The organism is Tenacibaculum profundi (genome assembly GCF_052050075.1).
Lineage (GTDB): Bacteria > Bacteroidota > Bacteroidia > Flavobacteriales > Flavobacteriaceae > Polaribacter.
In genome coordinates this window covers 3,175,406-3,193,686 of sequence record NZ_CP197225.1, presented here as the reverse complement: position 1 = coordinate 3,193,686, position 18,281 = coordinate 3,175,406, and the positions used below count along the sequence as shown (strand labels likewise).

The following is an 18,281-nucleotide window of genomic DNA, read 5'->3' as shown; positions in this document are numbered from 1 at the left end:
AGTATGCTATATTCTTAAGGTTTTAACTTAGCCTAATCTATATCCTACTCAAAGTTTTCTGTTGGTGACGGAATTATAAAGAATACTTTGGTATAAGTTATTTTTATTGAAAAACCACTAAATTAATCAATTATAGTATTTGGTATCAAAGCGTATAATTTTCGAATTTTAGGCTATTGCTAAAAATCTCGCGTGTGAACAGCAATTAATTTTTACACATAAACTTCTTCTTTTTTTAAAAAGCCTTGGTTTTACATTTATATTTTGGTACTAAAACCGCTATTTATTGTAAACAATGTTATATTATATGACGTTTTCATATTAATCCTTTACCTTCACTTTTCACCCAATCTCTAATTATGTATTTCTCAAACTCCTTCTCATTAGCATGTTCTAATACAATTATTTGAGGCTTTACATTTGTATTCTTAAATATCAATTCAATTTCTTCATTTAATACTTTAAATATTTTAATTACTTGTTCAATGTTTTCATCATATTTTTTAGCGTCTTCAGAGTCTAATTCACTTTTTTTAGCTGTTCTTGGAAAATATACTTGACTTGGTTGATCGATTATTAAAAATGACGGAATTATAGATTCAGAATTGCTACAAGATAAATGCAATAAAGATAAAAACAAAGAAAGATGACAAGCCAACCAATTTGCTCCACTTCCCATTTCATATAATCTTATCTTATCTGATTTGTGTTTATGATAAAAACTAAAATCATCAATATTAAAATAAAAATCAATGGGTTTAAGTTCCTTTTCAAAATCTAGTTTACTCGCAATTCTATCCATTTGTTCTTTTATGAATAATTCTGTTTTAACCTTGAATTGCTTGATATCATTATATTTTAAAATTCTTTTATTGTACTCTTTTAATTGTTCTTTTAAAGTAGTTAAATCAGTATTAAACTTGGCTAAATCATTAGATTCTAAAAGATGTTTGATTGTCGTTTCTAATACACCCTTTTGGTGTATTATTGATTCTCGTTTTCCTTTTATTTTTTCTAAATCAATATTTTCTTTAGTAAGTATTTCAATATTTTTGGAAATTAATTTTATTTTGGTTGTAATAACTTTTTTATCTTTTCTAAATTTCTCAATTATCTGGGTACTGTCCTTTGAAAAGGTATTTACTTTAGTTAATTCTTCAATTAATTTGTTTTTAGATTCATTTAATTTATTAATATTTTCACTTATATGTGAAACTGAATTGTCACAAAGCGGACAAGCTAATTCATCAATTGAAGTATTATAATTTTGTTTAGCCTTTGTTTGTCGTAAATGTTTTGCATAAGCTAAACTATCTTCTGAATTTGATAGAAGACTGGAAATAGCTTTTTCAATTTCATTTTTCTCAACATAGAGCACTTCTCTTTCGTTTTCTAAATGAGCTAGTTTAGTAAATGATTTTGTTTGGTCTGTGAGTATCTTTGGTGGAATAGGGAGATTAAGACCTATCTTTTTTAATTCACGTAATGAAAGTCCTTCTTCTAGAGTAAGGTCTAACATTGTATAGTAAATTTGTATTTGGTCTCTAATATTATCTATTTGGTTCGTTTTATTTTCCTGAATACGAGCTAAAACTTTTTCTTCAGCTTTTATTTTTCTTTCAGTTTCTTTAATTAGTTTTACCAATTGATAATATTCACTATCTACTATACCTAATAATACGGGTAAGGCTTGAATAACTCTTTTACGCTTGGCTATCTCATCAAATCTATAGAATAGTGAATGTTTATTTGCAATTAAGTTTTGATGCTGGAAAAGAAAAGAAACAGTATCTCTAATCGATAATTTACCGAAATTCTCGTAATCTGATTCCAAATTTTTTAACGACAAACCTAGTATTTCTTCAAATTCAGTTTGAATATCATTTTTAATTGGTTTTAATGATATCTCATTAAAATAATCATAATTAATATCTTCAATTGTTTTATAATCAGTTTCAATATTTAGATAAGCACTTCTCATATTCCCTGTATTTGGTGCAGGACGACCAATAACAATGTAAAACTCGTTTACTTTATAAACAACTACAAATAACTTTGCAAAATCAGTTATCTTACCAACAGGAACACTTGACCTTGATGAAAACAAACAATAATCAATTATTTCGATAAGTGCACTTTTACCAGTTTTAGAATCGCCAGTTATGATGTTTAAACCATCATTGAAAGGAATGTAACGCTTATTCCCAGTATCATTAAAAATGGCTATTTGTTTTATAGTTGTACTCATATCTCTGTAATTCTAAGCTTTTTAAATACCGATAAATATTGTTCTTTTCCTAATATAACACCTAAATTATAAGCTGATTTATAAATAGGTTTTAAGTATATATCTTTTTCTTCTCTGTAATGAATTTCAATATTTGAAATCAAAAATTCATTTATATCTAAGTCAATTTCATTTGCAAGAATAATAATAGCAGTATTTGTTGTTTTACGATAATCATTTATTCTTTGATTTAGAGAACTAATGAAAATATCAAAATCTGTGTTGACAATAAAAGCATTGAATTTAGAATTTGTTTTTAAATTTTTTAGTTTACTTTGAATTTGATTATTATAGATAAAAGGTAATAAAAGATATACTAATTCCGTTTTTATACATTTTGAATTAACAGATTTGGCACCACTTAAAAAGTAATGTAAAATTTTACTTGTATGAAACGGTGAAAAAACCAATCTTTCTAAATCAGTTGCTTTCATTTTTCGTATCTAAATTAATATTTATGTTTTTGACTTCTATGTTATGTAATAATCGACCTTTAGGATAATATGCTCTTGTATTTGTAATCCCTTCTATTTTTGTCTTAGAAGAGACTTGTTCAATACCATCATCAAAAAAACGTCTTGACTTCTCATTTATATCAGATTTGGAAGTAAGTTGATCAATATGGCTAATTTTAAGCTCTAAAACTATGTCCTTAATATCTTCATCGTAATTTTCGAGATTTTCACTCAAACTATTTCTTGCTTTAATTATTTTGAACTGACTATCTGATGCTTTTAAATAATTATTCATTGACAAACCTATTTTTAATTCATATCCTATATCTTCCAATGCTTTCACGAAATGAAAATTACCTTTGGAGGTTTTATCTGCTGTTACACTTGAAATTGGGAATTTTAGATCTTGAATTTCATATTGTTTGGCAAATGATCGAAAGTTTTCTCTAAAAGACTCAATATCAATCTCCCATTTATATCCTTCAGATTCTATCAACGAGACTGAAATATAACCAAGTAAAGAACATAAAAAAGGCTTTCTGTATGGTTCTTGTATTATGCTTATGATTGCTATATGATTAACAAGAACATCTATATAATATTCTTTTGCTGATTTTTGATTGTCCTTTATTTTAAATTTATCAAGAATGTCCTCTAATCCATTTGAATCAAATTTTTTTACTTTATTAGAATATTTTTTTATTGTTTTATTTGATGCAATAGAAATTACTTTCTTTTTTTTAGCATATTTATCTAAAGTTTCCCAGTGCTCAAATATTGATCCTTTTTTTATTTCTGCTGTTGTATGAAGAATGAATTTATCATAAAATCGAAAAGTATCATATTCTTCAATTATATTGTAAAGAGTTTTCCAAAAGTCAATATGGGTATCGATTAATTTTTTATCATCTTGGATAGAGTGTTTAACCTCTGTTGATATTTTTCCGTCCGAAACATCTCCCAGGCATTCTAAATAAATTTTTGTCCCATCTTTTGCTTCAAAACATTCCTTTAAAGCAACCATTTCTTGGTATTTAAAGCCTAAAATTTTAGTAGAAGCATCCGATTTCGAACTCATATTTTATTCTATTTATAAGAATTAACTAGCAGATATGCAGAATTACATATATTTTTCTTGTAAATATAGCCTATTTCATATTTTTTTTAAGCACTTTTTGTCTAAAAAAATCGCCTAAACCTGCCTAAAACACTAAGCTTTTAAAAACCAAAACCATATCAACAAACATTTGTACTCATGTACCAATAAGTACAAACGTTTTTTTATTTTTGTCACCAGAACTACCAGCGCTAAAATAGTTTTTGATACTACTTTTAGAGTTAAGGCAACCCGTAATTGTTAGTCAATCATACCTTCAATTCGTTACCAACTTCTAGAACAGATTTAAAATGATTTACCAAAACAGGTACGTGATCATAAATAAAAAAATGTCCACCAGTAAGTTCGTATGTTTTCATCTTTTCAACAGTTTCTTGTCCCCAGGGCGTCATTTGTTCCAAAGGAAAAATATCATCGCTCCCATAAAAAACATCGATCGGATATTTTAGTTTTCTTTCTTGCTTGTATTCAAAATCCTCTACGGCCTTGTAATCTGACTTTATAATGGGTTCGTAAAACTTTTTTAACATGTCATTCTGCAATAATTCTTCAGGAGTTCCTCCAATTGCCTGCATGGTTCTCCAAAAATCTTCACTTGTCATTTTACTAATTCCTCTATTGTATTTAATAGCAGGAGCACTTTTTCCTGATACTATTAAACGTTTTGGTGCAGGTAATTTCGTTTTCATTAATTCGAGTGCAATTAAATACGCGGTGAGCCCTCCCATACTATGACCATACAATACGTAGGGTTCGTGATCACCAATATTCATTACCTTTTGAAGTACTTGAGCCATTATTTTTTTCTTAATATCTTCAATATCGCCTACTAACGCTTCCGATACTCTATTGCCTCTTCCTGGGTACTCAATGGTTTCCATAGCGATGTTATGCTTTAGTAGCTCTGTCTCTAAAAATTTAAAAGAATAACTGTTGCCTCCGGCAAAAGGAAATGCTATTATTTTCATACGTCCGTTTATTTTTTTAATGATGATTTATTAAAAATATCTTCTGATATTGTTGCTTCTAACTCCATAGATTCAATGATAAAATCTGTACCCTTTCCTTCTTTTAGTACATCTTTATAATTGGTTACTTTAGGATACCACTTACTTTGTATTTTCATTACATCCAACACCTTTACTTCTTTAAGCTTTTGTCCGCTTTTAGCATACATTTCTTCTTTTAAAGGAATGAATCTTTCTTGGTCTACCCATATTTTTCTTTTTTGATAGTTCACTTCATCATTTTTAGCGACCAAATCAATAACCCAGGCTTTTCTTTCGTTAAAAGTAGCTTCCCCTATTAATTTTGAATGGTACAAGGCACTATATTTTTCATTACTTGACACATCTTCATAAGATAAATCTGATCCCATGACCGATTGTCGTAGTAAATGACCTGACAATTGTATAGTTCTGTCTGACGAAGGAGAGTATATCCATAAACGATTTTTTAACTTTAACATCTTAGTACCTCTTTCTCTTTTTGGCTGTAAGTATTCGATAAACGATTTTTCATTCCCTTTAGAATAGCCTTTGGAGACAATGGTTCTATTTCTTCTTTTCCCATAAATAACCATTTGCGATTGTATTATACGTTCTTTAGACACTATGTTTCCATCTACTTTTGCTAGTATTTGATCAGCTGTTACTGCTTTTTTTTGCCCTAATATGTGTAGTGTTACTATTAGCATAAATAGGCTTATTATTTTTTTCATGATTTTGTTGTTTTTTCCTCACCAGGTGAGGTATTTATTGAATGTTCTTTCGATATGTGTTGCAACTATTTTCTGTTTATATTAACTTTGTTTTATACTTCGAGTTCTTTGAATAATTCAGCTGTTTTTCTTTTATAAATTACCATGCCCGATAAAATATTGCCTAGCATGATGGCTAATACTCCTGGTATAAATCCTATATAAAGTAAATCTATAGTAAATTTTGCTCTTACGATTGATGGCACCATCATGGATGTTTTTTTCAAATAAGGCGAAATGTCTATTCCATACACTTGCAAATAAACAGTCATTCCTACTCCGATTACTGTTCCTATTACCGACCCTATAATACCTATTAAAAAAGCTTCTATTAGCAACGATTTATATAAGTGATTTTTACTTTCACCCAGAGCCAATCGCACACCAAATTCTTGAAATCGTCTTAACCCTCCTAGAAGTCCTGTATTCCATAATACAACCGACATCGCGATTACAAATAACATAATAAACAAACCTGCATATAGGTCGGTATAATCTATATAAGCAGCTAGATTATTTTGATTTTTTAAGGTTTCCATGATAGGAGCAAAAGCATCTTTTGATTCCGAAAATGCTGCATTAAAGTTAGCGGCAATATTGGTAGCTTTTAGATCATTATAAGCCCCCCTCTTGAAATATCCTAAAAGTTCACTTGCAGCATCTTCCATATCTAACATTACTTGAGCTCCTTTAATATCAATCAGAATACTACTATTATCCATGACCGTATTACCAAAATGAAGTGTTCCTGCAACTCTGAAATTATAGGAAGTCATACTTCCGTTCATAGTCGTTCCTATATAGGTTACTTTGTCACCTATTTTTAATGATAACCTTTCAAATAAGGCATCTCCCAAAAGAATTTCTTCTTTAGTATTGGGCAATTTCCCTTTTACAATAGCTTCTTTGATATGCAGTCTATTTATTTCTGAGGATTGCTCTGTATTCAAATTAATAGCCAAACCAGATACCGGTCCTTGTTTTAAGGTTTCTCCATTTTCATCAGGTACATCTAACAAGCCACCAAACTTTATTCTCTCTACCCAAGTTATATTTGTGTATTTATTTTGCAACGTGCCTTTTAAAGAATCCAATGCTAGGATAGCAAGATCATTAGGTAATTGCTCTCTTTCTTTTGCATAGGCGTTGGTCATTACTTTTAAGTGTCCTGTATCAAAATTTGCATTCTGTTCTACCATATCTCCCATAACGCCACGTATGTAACCACTTAATAGGAGAGTTAGTGCTACTCCTGAAGCTATAATCGTAAGCGGAAGTAAACTTCTTCCTTTGTCTCTTATAATTCCTTTTAGAAAAAATTGTATCATAATAATTTTCCTTTTAGTGCATTGACTGGATTTAACTTTGCTATTTTTCGCGCTGGTAAATAGCTAACGATGGTTGCAGAAATTACGATTAAAAGAATAGTTTGTATGATTAAATCTACCGTATAATAAGGGTAAATACGATCTGCTATCGCCATTCCTAAATCATCTGAGTTTGGTATGTACAAACCTTTTTTTTGTAAATACCATAACAAAGGGATCCCATAGGCAGCTCCTAAGAGAATTGCCAAAAAACTATACATCACACCTTCTAATGTAAATATGAGCATTACTTTGGTTTTGGTTAAACCCAATGCTAAATAAGTACCGATTTCTTTTTGTCTCCTGAAAATGGACAGTACTTGGGTATCAAAAATGGCTAATAAAGCAATCGATAATAGCATCAAATAAAAAATAGCATTGCTAGATTTTTTAATTTCAACCATTTCTTCAATATCTTTTAATAATTCTTTCAACCCAACAAACTTCCATGCCTTTAATCCAGCGACTCGGTATTTCGCTTGTTTGTTATTTGCTATCCAAATAGTGGCTTTATTCTCTAATCTGGTCATTTTTTGTAATGTTTTTAATGACATCCAAAGCTGACCATTGTCAATAGCTCCCACATTTGTATCAAATATTCCTACCACTGTAAGCTGTTTCGCATCATAAACCCCATGCGTATCTCTCCATCTAAGAAGTACTTGATCGTTTACTTTTAGTTGTGTTATTTTTGCCATTCTTTTTCCTATTAATACAGGAATTTCTGCCTTACTTTGAGCCAATATCTCTGTTGGAATTTTTAAAATATGTTGCTCTAAGTCGATTCCTTTTAATTGAACAGGAATGAATCTTTGTTGAGGGTAAATACTACCTTGCTGAATTAGTATTGGAGTTCCTACACCTTTTAATTCTTCTGGCATTTCTGTAACTGAGTTTTTCAATGAAAAAGGGTCCAAAGGATCGTACTTTTTACTCCAAATTTGACCTTCTCCATATTCCCATGCAATCGTTTCTTTTTTAGTTTCTTCATTCCATCCGTCCATTAATCCATTGAAGAAAAGAATTAAAATAAAAGCAAAGGAGAGAATTCCTGCATTTAACCAAGTTCTGACACCACTTTTAATGCAATTTTTAAAGGCTAATTTGAGTGCTAATTTCATGGTTTGATATTTTTATTTTTTGAACACTATTATTCGCAACAACCCCATCTATCAAGACTATTTTTCTTTTTAGATATTGCATTACCTTTTCATCATGTGTTGAAAAAATAAAAGTGGTATCATAATTTTCATTTAACTCTTGTAGCGTTTGCATTATTCTGTGAGCATTTTCTGCATCTAAATTTGCCGTTGGTTCATCGGCTAATAAAATCTTAGGTTTTTTAACCATGGCTCTAGCGATTGCTACTCTTTGACATTCGCCTCCGGAAAGCTTATCGGGTCTTTTATTTGCCAAGTCTTGTAAACCAACTTGCTCTAATACTTCCCAAACTTGTTTTTTTCTGTAGGTAGCACTTTTATTTTGTAGAATTAAAGCAAATTCTACGTTTTCATATACCGTGTAAATAGGCAATAAGTTGTAACTTTGGAATACAAATCCAATCGTTTGATTACGCAATTTTGCAGCTGCCTTGTGTGATAAAGTGGCTATGTTTTTATCTAAAACAATTGCTTCTCCCGCTGTTGGTTTATCTAAGCTCCCTATAATATTGAGTAATGTTGTTTTTCCAGAACCGCTTGGCCCTACTAATCCTGTAAACTCTCCTAATTGAAAACTGAGATTTATGTTTTTTAATGCTAAAAAGTCCTTGCCTCCTACTTGAAAGCTTTTAGACATATTGTTTAATTTTATTACTATGTTTTGGTCTTGCATTGGTATATATTTATTGTGTTATATCATCTCTTTTTAATGGTTAAAAACCGCCATTAATCGTATTCCAAAGCCTGAAAAGGCATTTATAAATTGATTGTCGGGTAGGTTTATAGCGTTGGTTGGGTTGTAATACCCCATTAAATATCCTGTTACTGCTTCAAACTGGTGTTGATAGTTTAACATAACTACGGTAGAATTATCCTTCCAAGTAAAATAGCTAACAAGATTTAGGCTATCAAAAAAACCAAAGGGGTATTGCAGTGTAATGGCTGTAAAATGGTTATTGTTTTGAAAAGTAAAACTTTCATCTTCTATGGTATTGATCATATGCTCAACATTTGTATTCAATCCATTTCCTAAACCAAACGTGTAACTAGCTCCTACATTAATTAAAGATTGATTGGTTAAAATTCCGATATTTTTTTGCAGCTTTATATGGGAAGCTTCTATCCATACACCTACAATGAAATCCCATTTAACATCAACTCCAAACCTATATTCTTGACTATTATCTATTGGTAGGTTATAGTTTAAAGAAACACCTCTACTATGATATGATAAGGCTATTTCTCCTTTTGTTATTGGTAATTGCGCTCTAAAGCCATATTCTGGCTGGTATTTTTCACTGATAAAAAGATCAAAACCTCTGCGTTTATCGTTTCCGTATAATACCCAAGCCCAAATATTAGTATTGTTCTTAAAATAGTATTTGAATAAAGCTCCGTAAACACCATTCGTTAACTGTAAAGGGTCTCTTGCGTCTATTTGGTTGAACCATTGTAAAGGTCTAATAATAGAAGCTGATCCAAAATCAATTTTTTGAAGTCCGAATCGAGCCTCAAATTTTCTTCTTGAATACCGAATCCACAACCTATATGGATTAATTTCGTTCGTTGTTACCGACTTATAAAAAGGTTTAAATAATAAATTACTAGATACATTTAACGAAGCTTCAATATTTAAATCGCTAATGGTATCTAATTTTTTATTGAATTGTAGTTCTGGAATATACCTTGTCCCCAGAAACATATTCATCTCATTATTGGGAGAATAATTTACCAGTCCTGATAATTGTCCTGAAAACTCCACCTTTTTTTGCCCATATAGATTATTACAGAACACTATTAAAATACCACACATTATATAGGTGTGATAGTTTACTTTATTTATAATTTTCATCTATTATATTAAAGTAAACTACAGTAGTTTCTGTAGTTTACTTTATGTTTTAGTATTCAATAATTTATATTTCGTTTAAAATTTCCATGGTCAAATCTTGAAGAAGTGCATCGATCTGATTTCCTAACTTAACCACATGAGGTCGTCTTATCATGGTTACGTGATTTCCTTCTGCAGGAATTATATGCACTGGATTGATCGCTAATTCATTCCATTCATCAAATCGGTTTTCAAAATCTTCATTGTGAAATGCCGTTTTAAATACAGTTACTTTTGTATGAACTGGCGTAGTATCTAATTCCATCATTTGAGATAAAAGCATATGATTCATTTGTATTTGTAAATATTTATCTAAATACTCATTATTCATAAACTCTTTTACTGTTGCATCTTCTCTTGCTTTGTCTATAATGATTTTTTTTGCCGACTCATAATCCATATTTTTAAAATCGTCTGGTTGCATTCCAACCATATTTCCCATTCCTAAAACTAGTGCTAGCATTTTTAACTCTTCTTGAGACATTTCTACTTTTTCTTCTGCCTCAACATACATGTTTGGAACTGTATCTAAAATGAGTAGCCCTTTTGCTGGAATTCCCCTTTTCTCCATTCGCTGTGTAAGTCCAAAGGCTAAGTGTCCGCCTAAAGAATGCCCAGCAAAATAATCTACACCCGGTCTAAAGTGATCTTTTACTGCTTTTTCAAATATATCTAGCATTTGCTCATAACTTAAAAACTGTGGTACTTCATCTTCAAATAAACCAGGTCCTTGAAGCCCATAAACATCTCCAACATTTTCTAAATTTCTACTTAACTCTATATATCCCATCAAGGTTCCTCCCGCTGGTGGTAAAAAGTAAACTCTTGGCTTATCCTGACTTCCAGAAGATAATTTCATTAGATAATCCTTTTCTGTTCTAGTTCGCTTTATTTTATTTTTACCCTGCTCAATAGCTTCTGAGAGTTCTTGAATAGTAGGATACATAAAAATCATTTTAGGGTCTAATGGAATTCCTTCTCGTTGAAGTTTACCGATTAAGCTAACTGCTAAAATAGAGTCTCCACCTAAATCAAAGAAAGAGTCTTCAATACCAAATGTACTACTACCCAAAACATCACTCCAAACTGTAAATAATTGTTCCTGCAAGTTTGTTTTTGGGGCAACCATCTCCCCCAAAGATTTTGCTACTTCAATTTTAGGTAATCTTTTTCTATCTAATTTAGAGTTTGCATTTTTCGGCAGTTCGTCCAAATACATAAAAGCTGAAGGAATCATATACGAGGGTAACTTCTCTTTTAAACTTTTAATTATCGTTTCAATTGAAATTTTACTATCGGTATAGTATGCTACTAATCTTTTATGTCCTTTTTTATCTACTTGAGGAACCACCGCTGCATCTTTCCCTTTACAAATAGCACTTATTACTTGCTCCACTTCTCCACACTCTATTCGATATCCTCGTATTTTAACTTGATTATCAATTCTTCCCCAATACTCAAGAAAGCCATCTTTTGTCCACCTTCCTAAATCTCCAGATTTATACATTTTTGTTGCTGGAACAAAAGGGTTATCTATAAATTTTTCTGCCGTTAAAGTAGGTCTATTTAAGTATGCCGTCGCTAACCCATCTCCAGCTAAATAAATTTCACCTATTACACCAATTGGTAAAGGTTGTAAAAAGTCATCCAAGACATAACATTTACTGTTAGCTATTGGTTTTCCAAGTGGAATTGAATTTTGTTTATGACTTACTTCTGTTATTGGAAATATATTTGAAAAAGCCGTATTTTCTGTAGGCCCATAACCGTTATATAGCCCTTTTGGCAAGTACTCAAGTGCCTTTTTCATATGATAAACTGACAACTCTTCTCCTCCTACTAAAACACATTTCATATGACTAATACAGGTAGGATATTGTTCTATTAATTGATTAAAAAGTGTTACCGTAAAAAAGGTTACTGTTATTTTTTTATCAATGAGAAAATTAGACAGGTTTTTAAGATTCAATCTTTCTTCTTTTTCTAGTATATGATATGACGCTCCATTAAGAATAGCAGCCCAAAACTCAAAAGTAAATGTATCAAAAGCAAAATTTACTACTGTCATAAACCTATCTTCTGGTTTTACGTTGTAATAATTTGTATTCTTAACTAGTCGTAAAACAGCTTTTTGTGGCACTACTACTCCTTTTGGAACTCCTGTTGAGCCTGAGGTATAACAGATATAAGAATTGCTTTCACTGGTAACTTTAACATGTGTTAAATCTGCTTTTAATATACCTTTTTTATTGGGTTCTTCAGTTAATGCAATCATTGGAACCTTATTCCAAGGTATACTATTCATTAATGTAGGTTGAATTACCAAGAATTTAGCGTTAGAATCTTCTAAAATAAACTGTCTTCTCTCTAAAGGCAATTCATAATCTAATGCTACATAAGTTACTCCTATTTGTTGCGTGGCTAATAAAATAATTATTTGTTCTAAAGAACTTTTAGCACATATTGCTAATACCTGTCCGCATTCAACACCTTGCGACTGTAAACTTCTGGACCATTTATTTACTTTTTCATCTAGCTCTTTATAAGTTACCGATCTATTCTCTAATTGCACAGCTATAGCCTGTGGATTTTTATTTACCTGTAATAAGAATTGTTCATAAATTGTACTTTCCTTAGGATACGGTGTTTCTGTTTGATTGAATGTCTCTGTTAATTGTATGCTGGCTTTGTTAGAAAGCATTGTGTATTTAAATACAGGTAATGAAGAAGATTCTGTAATTTCTTTCAATAGTTGAACAAATAGCTTTTGCCAGTTATCAATGGTGTCAGGCTTAAATAAACTTGTATTATATTCAAAGCTAACAGCTATTTGATCTACTTGATCAAGTACTTGAACTGATAATTCAAATTTTGATATTTTGTGTTTAACATGTAAAGGTGTCGCTTTACAGCCTGCAAAATCAATAGATAAATCTGCACTTAAAAAACCAAATAATGTTTGGATTAGTGGAGGTCGACTTAAATCTCTAACGATACTCAAATCTGATAATAGTTGGTCAAAAGGATAATTATCATGGGTTAAGTCTTGCTGAAGTATACCTGTATTTATTTTTAAGTTTTCTTCAAAGCTCAATTGATTATCTATTTGAACTCTTATCGGTAATGTATTTACAAACATGCCAACAACAGTATTCAAATCTTTGTGGTTTCTTCCTGCAACTGGAGTACCTATTAACAAATCATTCGCATTAGTAATTTTACTGATAAAGATGGCATAAGCCGTAAACAATACATTATACAAAGAAGTTTGTTTTTCTTTTGCCAATAACCTTAAATCCTTTTGTAATTGTTGAGGCAAATTAATTATCTGAGTATCTCCTTTGTATTCATACAAAGCTGGTCTAGTAGTATCAACTGGCAATTCCAATACATTAGAGTAATCTTTTAGCCTATTACTCCAATAATTTTGTGCATCACTAGTATTTTGCTCCTTTTCCCAATATACATAGTCTGTATAGTCAATACTATTTTCTGTAACCTCTGTTGCTGTATTATTATATAAACTATTTATTTCTTCAATCAATTGATTTAATGACCAGCCGTCTGAAATAATATGATGTTGACCTATTAATAATATTTGCTCTTCTTCTTTTATTTTCACTAACTTAACACGTGTTAAATCTCCTTTTTCTAAGTCGTATTCAACACCACTCTCTTGGCTTATTAAATCATCTAAAGTTTGTGTTATTAGTTGAGCTGGTACTGTAGAGAAATCAATAAACTCCAAAGGTATTTTTGCATTTTTCTTTTCAAACATTACTGGTTCGCCATTTACCTGTCTAAATCCTAGCTGTAAACTTTGATGTCTACTTAGCACAATACCTAAAATGACTTCTAATTTTTCTACATTAATACTGCCGCTAATTTGCCAAACACCTAAAATATTATATAATTTACTTTGTCCTTCTAGTTCAATGAGTGTCCAAATTCTTTTTTGTGCATGACTCAATGGATAGTTATCTGCTTTACCGTACTGAGCTATTTTTTTATAACTCGCTTTCTTTTGTCCTGATATAAAATCAACGAATTTATGAAGGACAGCATTTTCAAATAGCTGTGCCATATTTATATTGATTTTATAAGCACTGTTAATTTTTGATATTAACTGAATTGCCTTTATTGAATGCCCTCCTAAATCAAAAAAATTAGCTTTTGCATCGGTAACTTGTACTTCTAAAACCTCTGACCAAAGTTTAGCCATTGCTATTTGTAATTCTCCTTCTAAAGTTTGTACTTCTCTAACTTTTTGTTTAGTATCAAGACGTAATAATTCTTTTGAATTAATGGTGTCATCAGCTAATTTGGGCATTTTAGATAGCTGTAATATTTGAACATTTTGAAACCATGATACTATGTTTTGGTCAGCTATATTTTGTAACAATAGTTCTTGAACATTCGGTTTTGTAGTATATAATACCGGAACTATTTCTGTTTCATTGTTGATTATTTCTTGTTTAATATATTTATTATTCAAATCTAATCCAACCATAATTCTTGATTCTTCAAGTTGCATTGCTACATCAAAACTTATCAAACCACTGGAAGTATCTATGCTTAAGAATCCTCTTTGTTTAGCTAAAAGTGAAGTTTCACTAGCTTTATTCATTCCTATTTTTGCCCAAGCACTCCAATCTATTGATTTAATTGATACTTTTTCAAATGGTGATTGATTAGAAAGCCCCGATTGATAAGATGTAACCGCCGAATATGCACTAAAACCATTTCCTCCAAAAAAGGCATTAACAGACGAAAATTGCACGAATAGACTTTTATTTTTTTGTTTTCCTAATGCTTTTATAATTTTATCCGTAATACTGACTTTTACATTTATTTGTCTTTCTATATAGCTCCATGGTTGTTTCAGCACTGAATAGTTTTGAGGTTCTTCAAAGCTTTCAATTAATGAGGCTCCTGCTAAATGAAAGAAGCCCTTTATTTCTTTTTTTGAGTTAACTATTACATTTTCTATTCCTTTTTCACTTCCAAAATCTATTTTTTCATAAGAAACATCTCCTAACTTTTTCCATTTTTGTAATAAATCGCCTCTTTCTCTTGATAATGCTTTTCTACCCAAAACAACTAGCTTAAGCTTATATTTTTTAAGTAGATGAGGCACTAAAATTTCGCCAATGCCACCAAAGCCTCCTGTTATATACCATTGTTGATTGTAAAACTGTGTTGTATCAGCAAATGATAATTTTGTTTTTATTTCTTTTTCTCTTAAGGCTTCAATTTTTAAAACAAATCGATTGTAATCTCTCCATGATATAATTTCATCTATAATAGGCTGTTGAATTTCATCTTGGATATCTTCACAAGCTTGCCTATCTAGTTTATCTAAACTAATTAATTGCGCTTTTACGGTTTCTTGCTCAACGTTTAGTGTTTTTATATACCCTAATAAGGCTTCATTTTCTCCTAAATATTGCTTTACTTCCCCTCTATCTTCCACAATAATTAACAACCTTACATGCTCTGTAAAACAAGGTATTAAACTTTGTAGCATATGATGAAGATTCCCAAGCACTTTATTAACAGGAACCGCTTCTTTTTGGTATGACCACAAGTAGATTATTTCATTTATTTTTTCATCTTTCAACAAATTATTTATCAATTTATAACCTTCTTTTGATGATGGATTGATAATATAAGTTTGTCCTTGTAAAGTATCTTTAATACCATTGTCTTCGCCTTTTTGAATTACAATCGTATTCTCAGTTATAAAATCTTCAGAATGAACATTTTGATTTACAAACAACAATCGTTTTCCTTCTTGCGATTTTGTTTTAAAGTTCGTTAACTTTTTAAGCTGCCATGATGGTTTTGCAAACCATTGTGGTATTGTCCTTTTATTTTTTTCTAATACATCAATTGCTTTAATCGTTTTGTCGTATTCGTTTGTAGTAAAACGGTTTTTAATTTTAGCTCTTTGTATTTTTCCACTTATTGTTTTAGGAAAATCTTCCTCTGCTAAAGGGATGATATAACTCGCTTCTAATCCAAAACTTCTTAAAATACTCTTCTTTACAGCTTCAATTGTTATAAGCTCTTCATTCAATGTTTTTTCTCCTTCTGGAACGTATACCACTACTAATTTTTCTGTTTCCTCTAAAGGATCAAAAATGCCTGTAGCTGCCGAAAATGTATTTTTAACACCAGGAACTTCATCAATTACCGCTTCTATTTCAAAAGATAAAAAGTTAGCACCATTGATAATAATTAAATCCTTTTCTCTCCCCGTTATGTATACATTCTCATTTAAGATAAAACCTAAATCACCTGTATTCATCCAGCCATTACCTATAAAAGCTTCTTTATTTGCTTTCGGGTTATCTACATAACCATCCATTATGGTAGCTCCTTTAATCTGTAAACGACCAATTACTCCCTCTGGAATTACATTGTTTTTTTTGTCAGTAATTCTTGCTTCAGAACCAGGCGCTATCTTACCACAATGAGGCAAAGAAGCATAAATATTTTCATCAATTCCTTTTTCTATATCATCTGGAGTTGCCACTTTTAGTAAACCATTCATAGAACTTTTTTCTACGATTGCTACGCCTGTCGACTTCATTCCTGCCCTCATTTCATGACTTACTAATATACATGAGCTTGTTTCAGACATACCAAAACTCGGTTGCATAGCGCTCTTTGGGAGCCCAAAAGGTGTTAATAACTCTAAAAACTTTTGGCATACGTTTGTAGTCACTGCCTCAGCAGCATTCATAATGTGATGCAAGCTTGATAAGTTCCAGCTTCCTTTTTGAATTTCATTTTCATGTTCATTAACAAGTGCAAAAACGAAATTAGCTCCCCAAGTCATCGTTACTTTAAACTCATCTACCCAATCTAACAATCTTGTGGGATTTTCTAAGAATCGATTTACTTTTACATTTATTTGATGATATCCAAAATAAATATCTCTGGCAGAAAACATTAGTGATCCACCTACATGATCCATTGGAAGGAAGCTTAATGAAATTTCATCTTCTTTTCCAAAATCTTGTGTTTTACTACTCCACATTCTATTCACCAATGTTTTGTTTCTATGTAAAATACACTTAGGAACACCCGTACTACCTGAAGTTAACAATTGAATAGCGGGTGATTCAGGTTGTGCCTCAAACACATCTTCATCAGCTTCTGCCTTCATAAAATCTTCAGCTTCTATTCCTTCTAGCGGTTCTTCTCCCCATATTTCTTTTATAGAATTTAGTTTTTCTAAATCGCCTTTATTAACTACTACCAAAGGTTTATCTAGTAACCTCCATACATTTGCCAATCTTTGGACTATGGCATTTTCTTTTTTAAATTCACTGATGGCGCCCACTGGAGTGGGTAAAAAACCTCCTAGAATACATCCCCAATATGCCTCTATAAAGAATCGATTATCTACCAGGTTAAGAATGACAGTATCTCCTGGCTTAACTGCTTTACTTCTAAATACAGCTAATGCTTTTTGGGCTTTTACTAATAAACTTTCATAGCTAATAAAATCTCTACTTCCATCATCCAAAATAAATTGAATACCTCTCTGTGGATATTTTTTAGCGGTACCAATTAATGCATCTTTTAGAGTTTTAGGAGCGCCTTCTGGTAATTTAAGTTCTGGACCTATGGTGTGTGCTAAAGGAATGCTTTCAGCTTTATCTCCGTTATATAAATAATCTTCTTTATGCGTGTATGTAACTTCTTTAAATGGATTTAAGGAAATATCCCATTGATGCAATGGTTGGGTATAGTTTGCAACTTCTTTTAGTAATAAACAACTATCATTCAATAACAAATTATGGGAACTTGTAGCTATAAGGTTATTTATATGTTGTTCTAGATCCTGTTTTAATAATAACGTATCTATTTTACCACTTGATGTTAGTGGTAATGTATCTTTATGAATAATATGTAATTTATCTTTTAACTTATAAAAGTCATCAATCTTTGTAAGGTCTGATATACTTAGTAATCTTTCAGAAACAATACAAGCTACTAAAGCTATGATTTCCTTGTCTTTTTTAATAGGAAGAAGATAGGCATTTTTTATCTGAGTCGTTGCGATTAACTTGTAAGTCATTTTCAAAAGATCAAACCTTTTTCCATGAATCCTTATAAGACTAGTGTCTTTTTTAGCTTTTGTTGTTAACATCATATAGTAGTAATTTTTTAAGATTGTGTTTGGTTAAAATTGAATCAGGTCTCTTCAGCTCACCTACTAAATAGGTGAAAA

Annotated in this window: 10 protein-coding genes; all 10 read right to left on the bottom strand. The window is 30.9% G+C overall.

Annotation, left to right across the window (positions count from 1 at the left end; all coding sequences use genetic code 11):
- Positions 1-316: 316 nt before the first annotated feature.
- Positions 317-2,248 (bottom strand): DUF3732 domain-containing protein, encoded by a 1,932-nt coding sequence (locus ACSIGE_RS12935; protein ID WP_440880292.1) that lies wholly within the window; start codon positions 2,246-2,248, stop codon positions 317-319.
- Complete coding sequence (locus tag ACSIGE_RS12930) at positions 2,245-2,721, bottom strand: three component ABC system middle component (RefSeq protein WP_440880291.1); 477 nt, start codon at positions 2,719-2,721, stop codon at positions 2,245-2,247. The genes ACSIGE_RS12935 and ACSIGE_RS12930 overlap by 4 nt, the downstream gene beginning before the upstream one ends.
- The gene (locus ACSIGE_RS12925; RefSeq protein WP_440880290.1) at positions 2,708-3,820 is read right to left on the bottom strand and encodes a hypothetical protein; all 1,113 of its coding nucleotides are present in this window, start codon (positions 3,818-3,820) and stop codon (positions 2,708-2,710) included. Before ACSIGE_RS12925 ends, ACSIGE_RS12930 begins: the two co-directional genes overlap by 14 nt.
- A 287-nt stretch (positions 3,821-4,107) precedes the next feature.
- Positions 4,108-4,827: a thioesterase II family protein gene (locus ACSIGE_RS12920; RefSeq protein ID WP_440880289.1), complete on the bottom strand. Its 720-nt coding sequence runs from the start codon at positions 4,825-4,827 to the stop codon at positions 4,108-4,110.
- 8 nt (positions 4,828-4,835) lie between these two features.
- The gene (locus ACSIGE_RS12915) at positions 4,836-5,579 is read right to left on the bottom strand and encodes an outer membrane lipoprotein-sorting protein (protein WP_440880288.1); all 744 of its coding nucleotides are present in this window, start codon (positions 5,577-5,579) and stop codon (positions 4,836-4,838) included.
- Positions 5,580-5,671: 92 nt separating this feature from the next.
- The gene (locus ACSIGE_RS12910) at positions 5,672-6,946 is read right to left on the bottom strand and encodes an ABC transporter permease (RefSeq protein ID WP_440880287.1); all 1,275 of its coding nucleotides are present in this window, start codon (positions 6,944-6,946) and stop codon (positions 5,672-5,674) included.
- Positions 6,943-8,106, bottom strand: a complete 1,164-nt coding sequence (locus ACSIGE_RS12905; protein WP_440880286.1) for an ABC transporter permease — start codon at positions 8,104-8,106, stop codon at positions 6,943-6,945. The genes ACSIGE_RS12910 and ACSIGE_RS12905 overlap by 4 nt, the downstream gene beginning before the upstream one ends.
- The gene (locus tag ACSIGE_RS12900) at positions 8,078-8,782 is read right to left on the bottom strand and encodes an ABC transporter ATP-binding protein (RefSeq protein WP_440880285.1); all 705 of its coding nucleotides are present in this window, start codon (positions 8,780-8,782) and stop codon (positions 8,078-8,080) included. The genes ACSIGE_RS12905 and ACSIGE_RS12900 overlap by 29 nt, the downstream gene beginning before the upstream one ends.
- 69 nt (positions 8,783-8,851) lie before the next feature.
- On the bottom strand, positions 8,852-9,997 hold the full coding sequence (locus ACSIGE_RS12895) for a hypothetical protein (RefSeq protein ID WP_440880284.1): 1,146 nt from the start codon (positions 9,995-9,997) through the stop codon (positions 8,852-8,854).
- 64 nt (positions 9,998-10,061) lie between these two features.
- On the bottom strand, positions 10,062-18,203 hold the full coding sequence (locus ACSIGE_RS12890) for an amino acid adenylation domain-containing protein (protein ID WP_440880283.1): 8,142 nt from the start codon (positions 18,201-18,203) through the stop codon (positions 10,062-10,064).
- Positions 18,204-18,281 lie beyond the last annotated feature (78 nt).

Excerpts from the sequence above, each read along its gene's own strand:
- ACSIGE_RS12915 (WP_440880288.1), bottom strand. The coding sequence starts at position 5,579 with ATGAAAAAAATAATAAGCCTATTTATGCTAATAGTAACACTACACATA.
- ACSIGE_RS12890 (WP_440880283.1), bottom strand. The coding sequence starts at position 18,203 with ATGATGTTAACAACAAAAGCTAAAAAAGACACTAGTCTTATAAGGATT.
- ACSIGE_RS12900 (WP_440880285.1), bottom strand. The coding sequence starts at position 8,782 with ATGTCTAAAAGCTTTCAAGTAGGAGGCAAGGACTTTTTAGCATTAAAA.
- ACSIGE_RS12930 (WP_440880291.1), bottom strand. The coding sequence starts at position 2,721 with ATGAAAGCAACTGATTTAGAAAGATTGGTTTTTTCACCGTTTCATACA.
- ACSIGE_RS12925 (WP_440880290.1), bottom strand. The coding sequence starts at position 3,820 with ATGAGTTCGAAATCGGATGCTTCTACTAAAATTTTAGGCTTTAAATAC.
- ACSIGE_RS12905 (WP_440880286.1), bottom strand. The coding sequence starts at position 8,106 with ATGAAATTAGCACTCAAATTAGCCTTTAAAAATTGCATTAAAAGTGGT.
- ACSIGE_RS12920 (WP_440880289.1), bottom strand. The coding sequence starts at position 4,827 with ATGAAAATAATAGCATTTCCTTTTGCCGGAGGCAACAGTTATTCTTTT.
- ACSIGE_RS12935 (WP_440880292.1), bottom strand. The coding sequence starts at position 2,248 with ATGAGTACAACTATAAAACAAATAGCCATTTTTAATGATACTGGGAAT.
- ACSIGE_RS12895 (WP_440880284.1), bottom strand. The coding sequence starts at position 9,997 with ATGAAAATTATAAATAAAGTAAACTATCACACCTATATAATGTGTGGT.
- ACSIGE_RS12910 (WP_440880287.1), bottom strand. The coding sequence starts at position 6,946 with ATGATACAATTTTTTCTAAAAGGAATTATAAGAGACAAAGGAAGAAGT.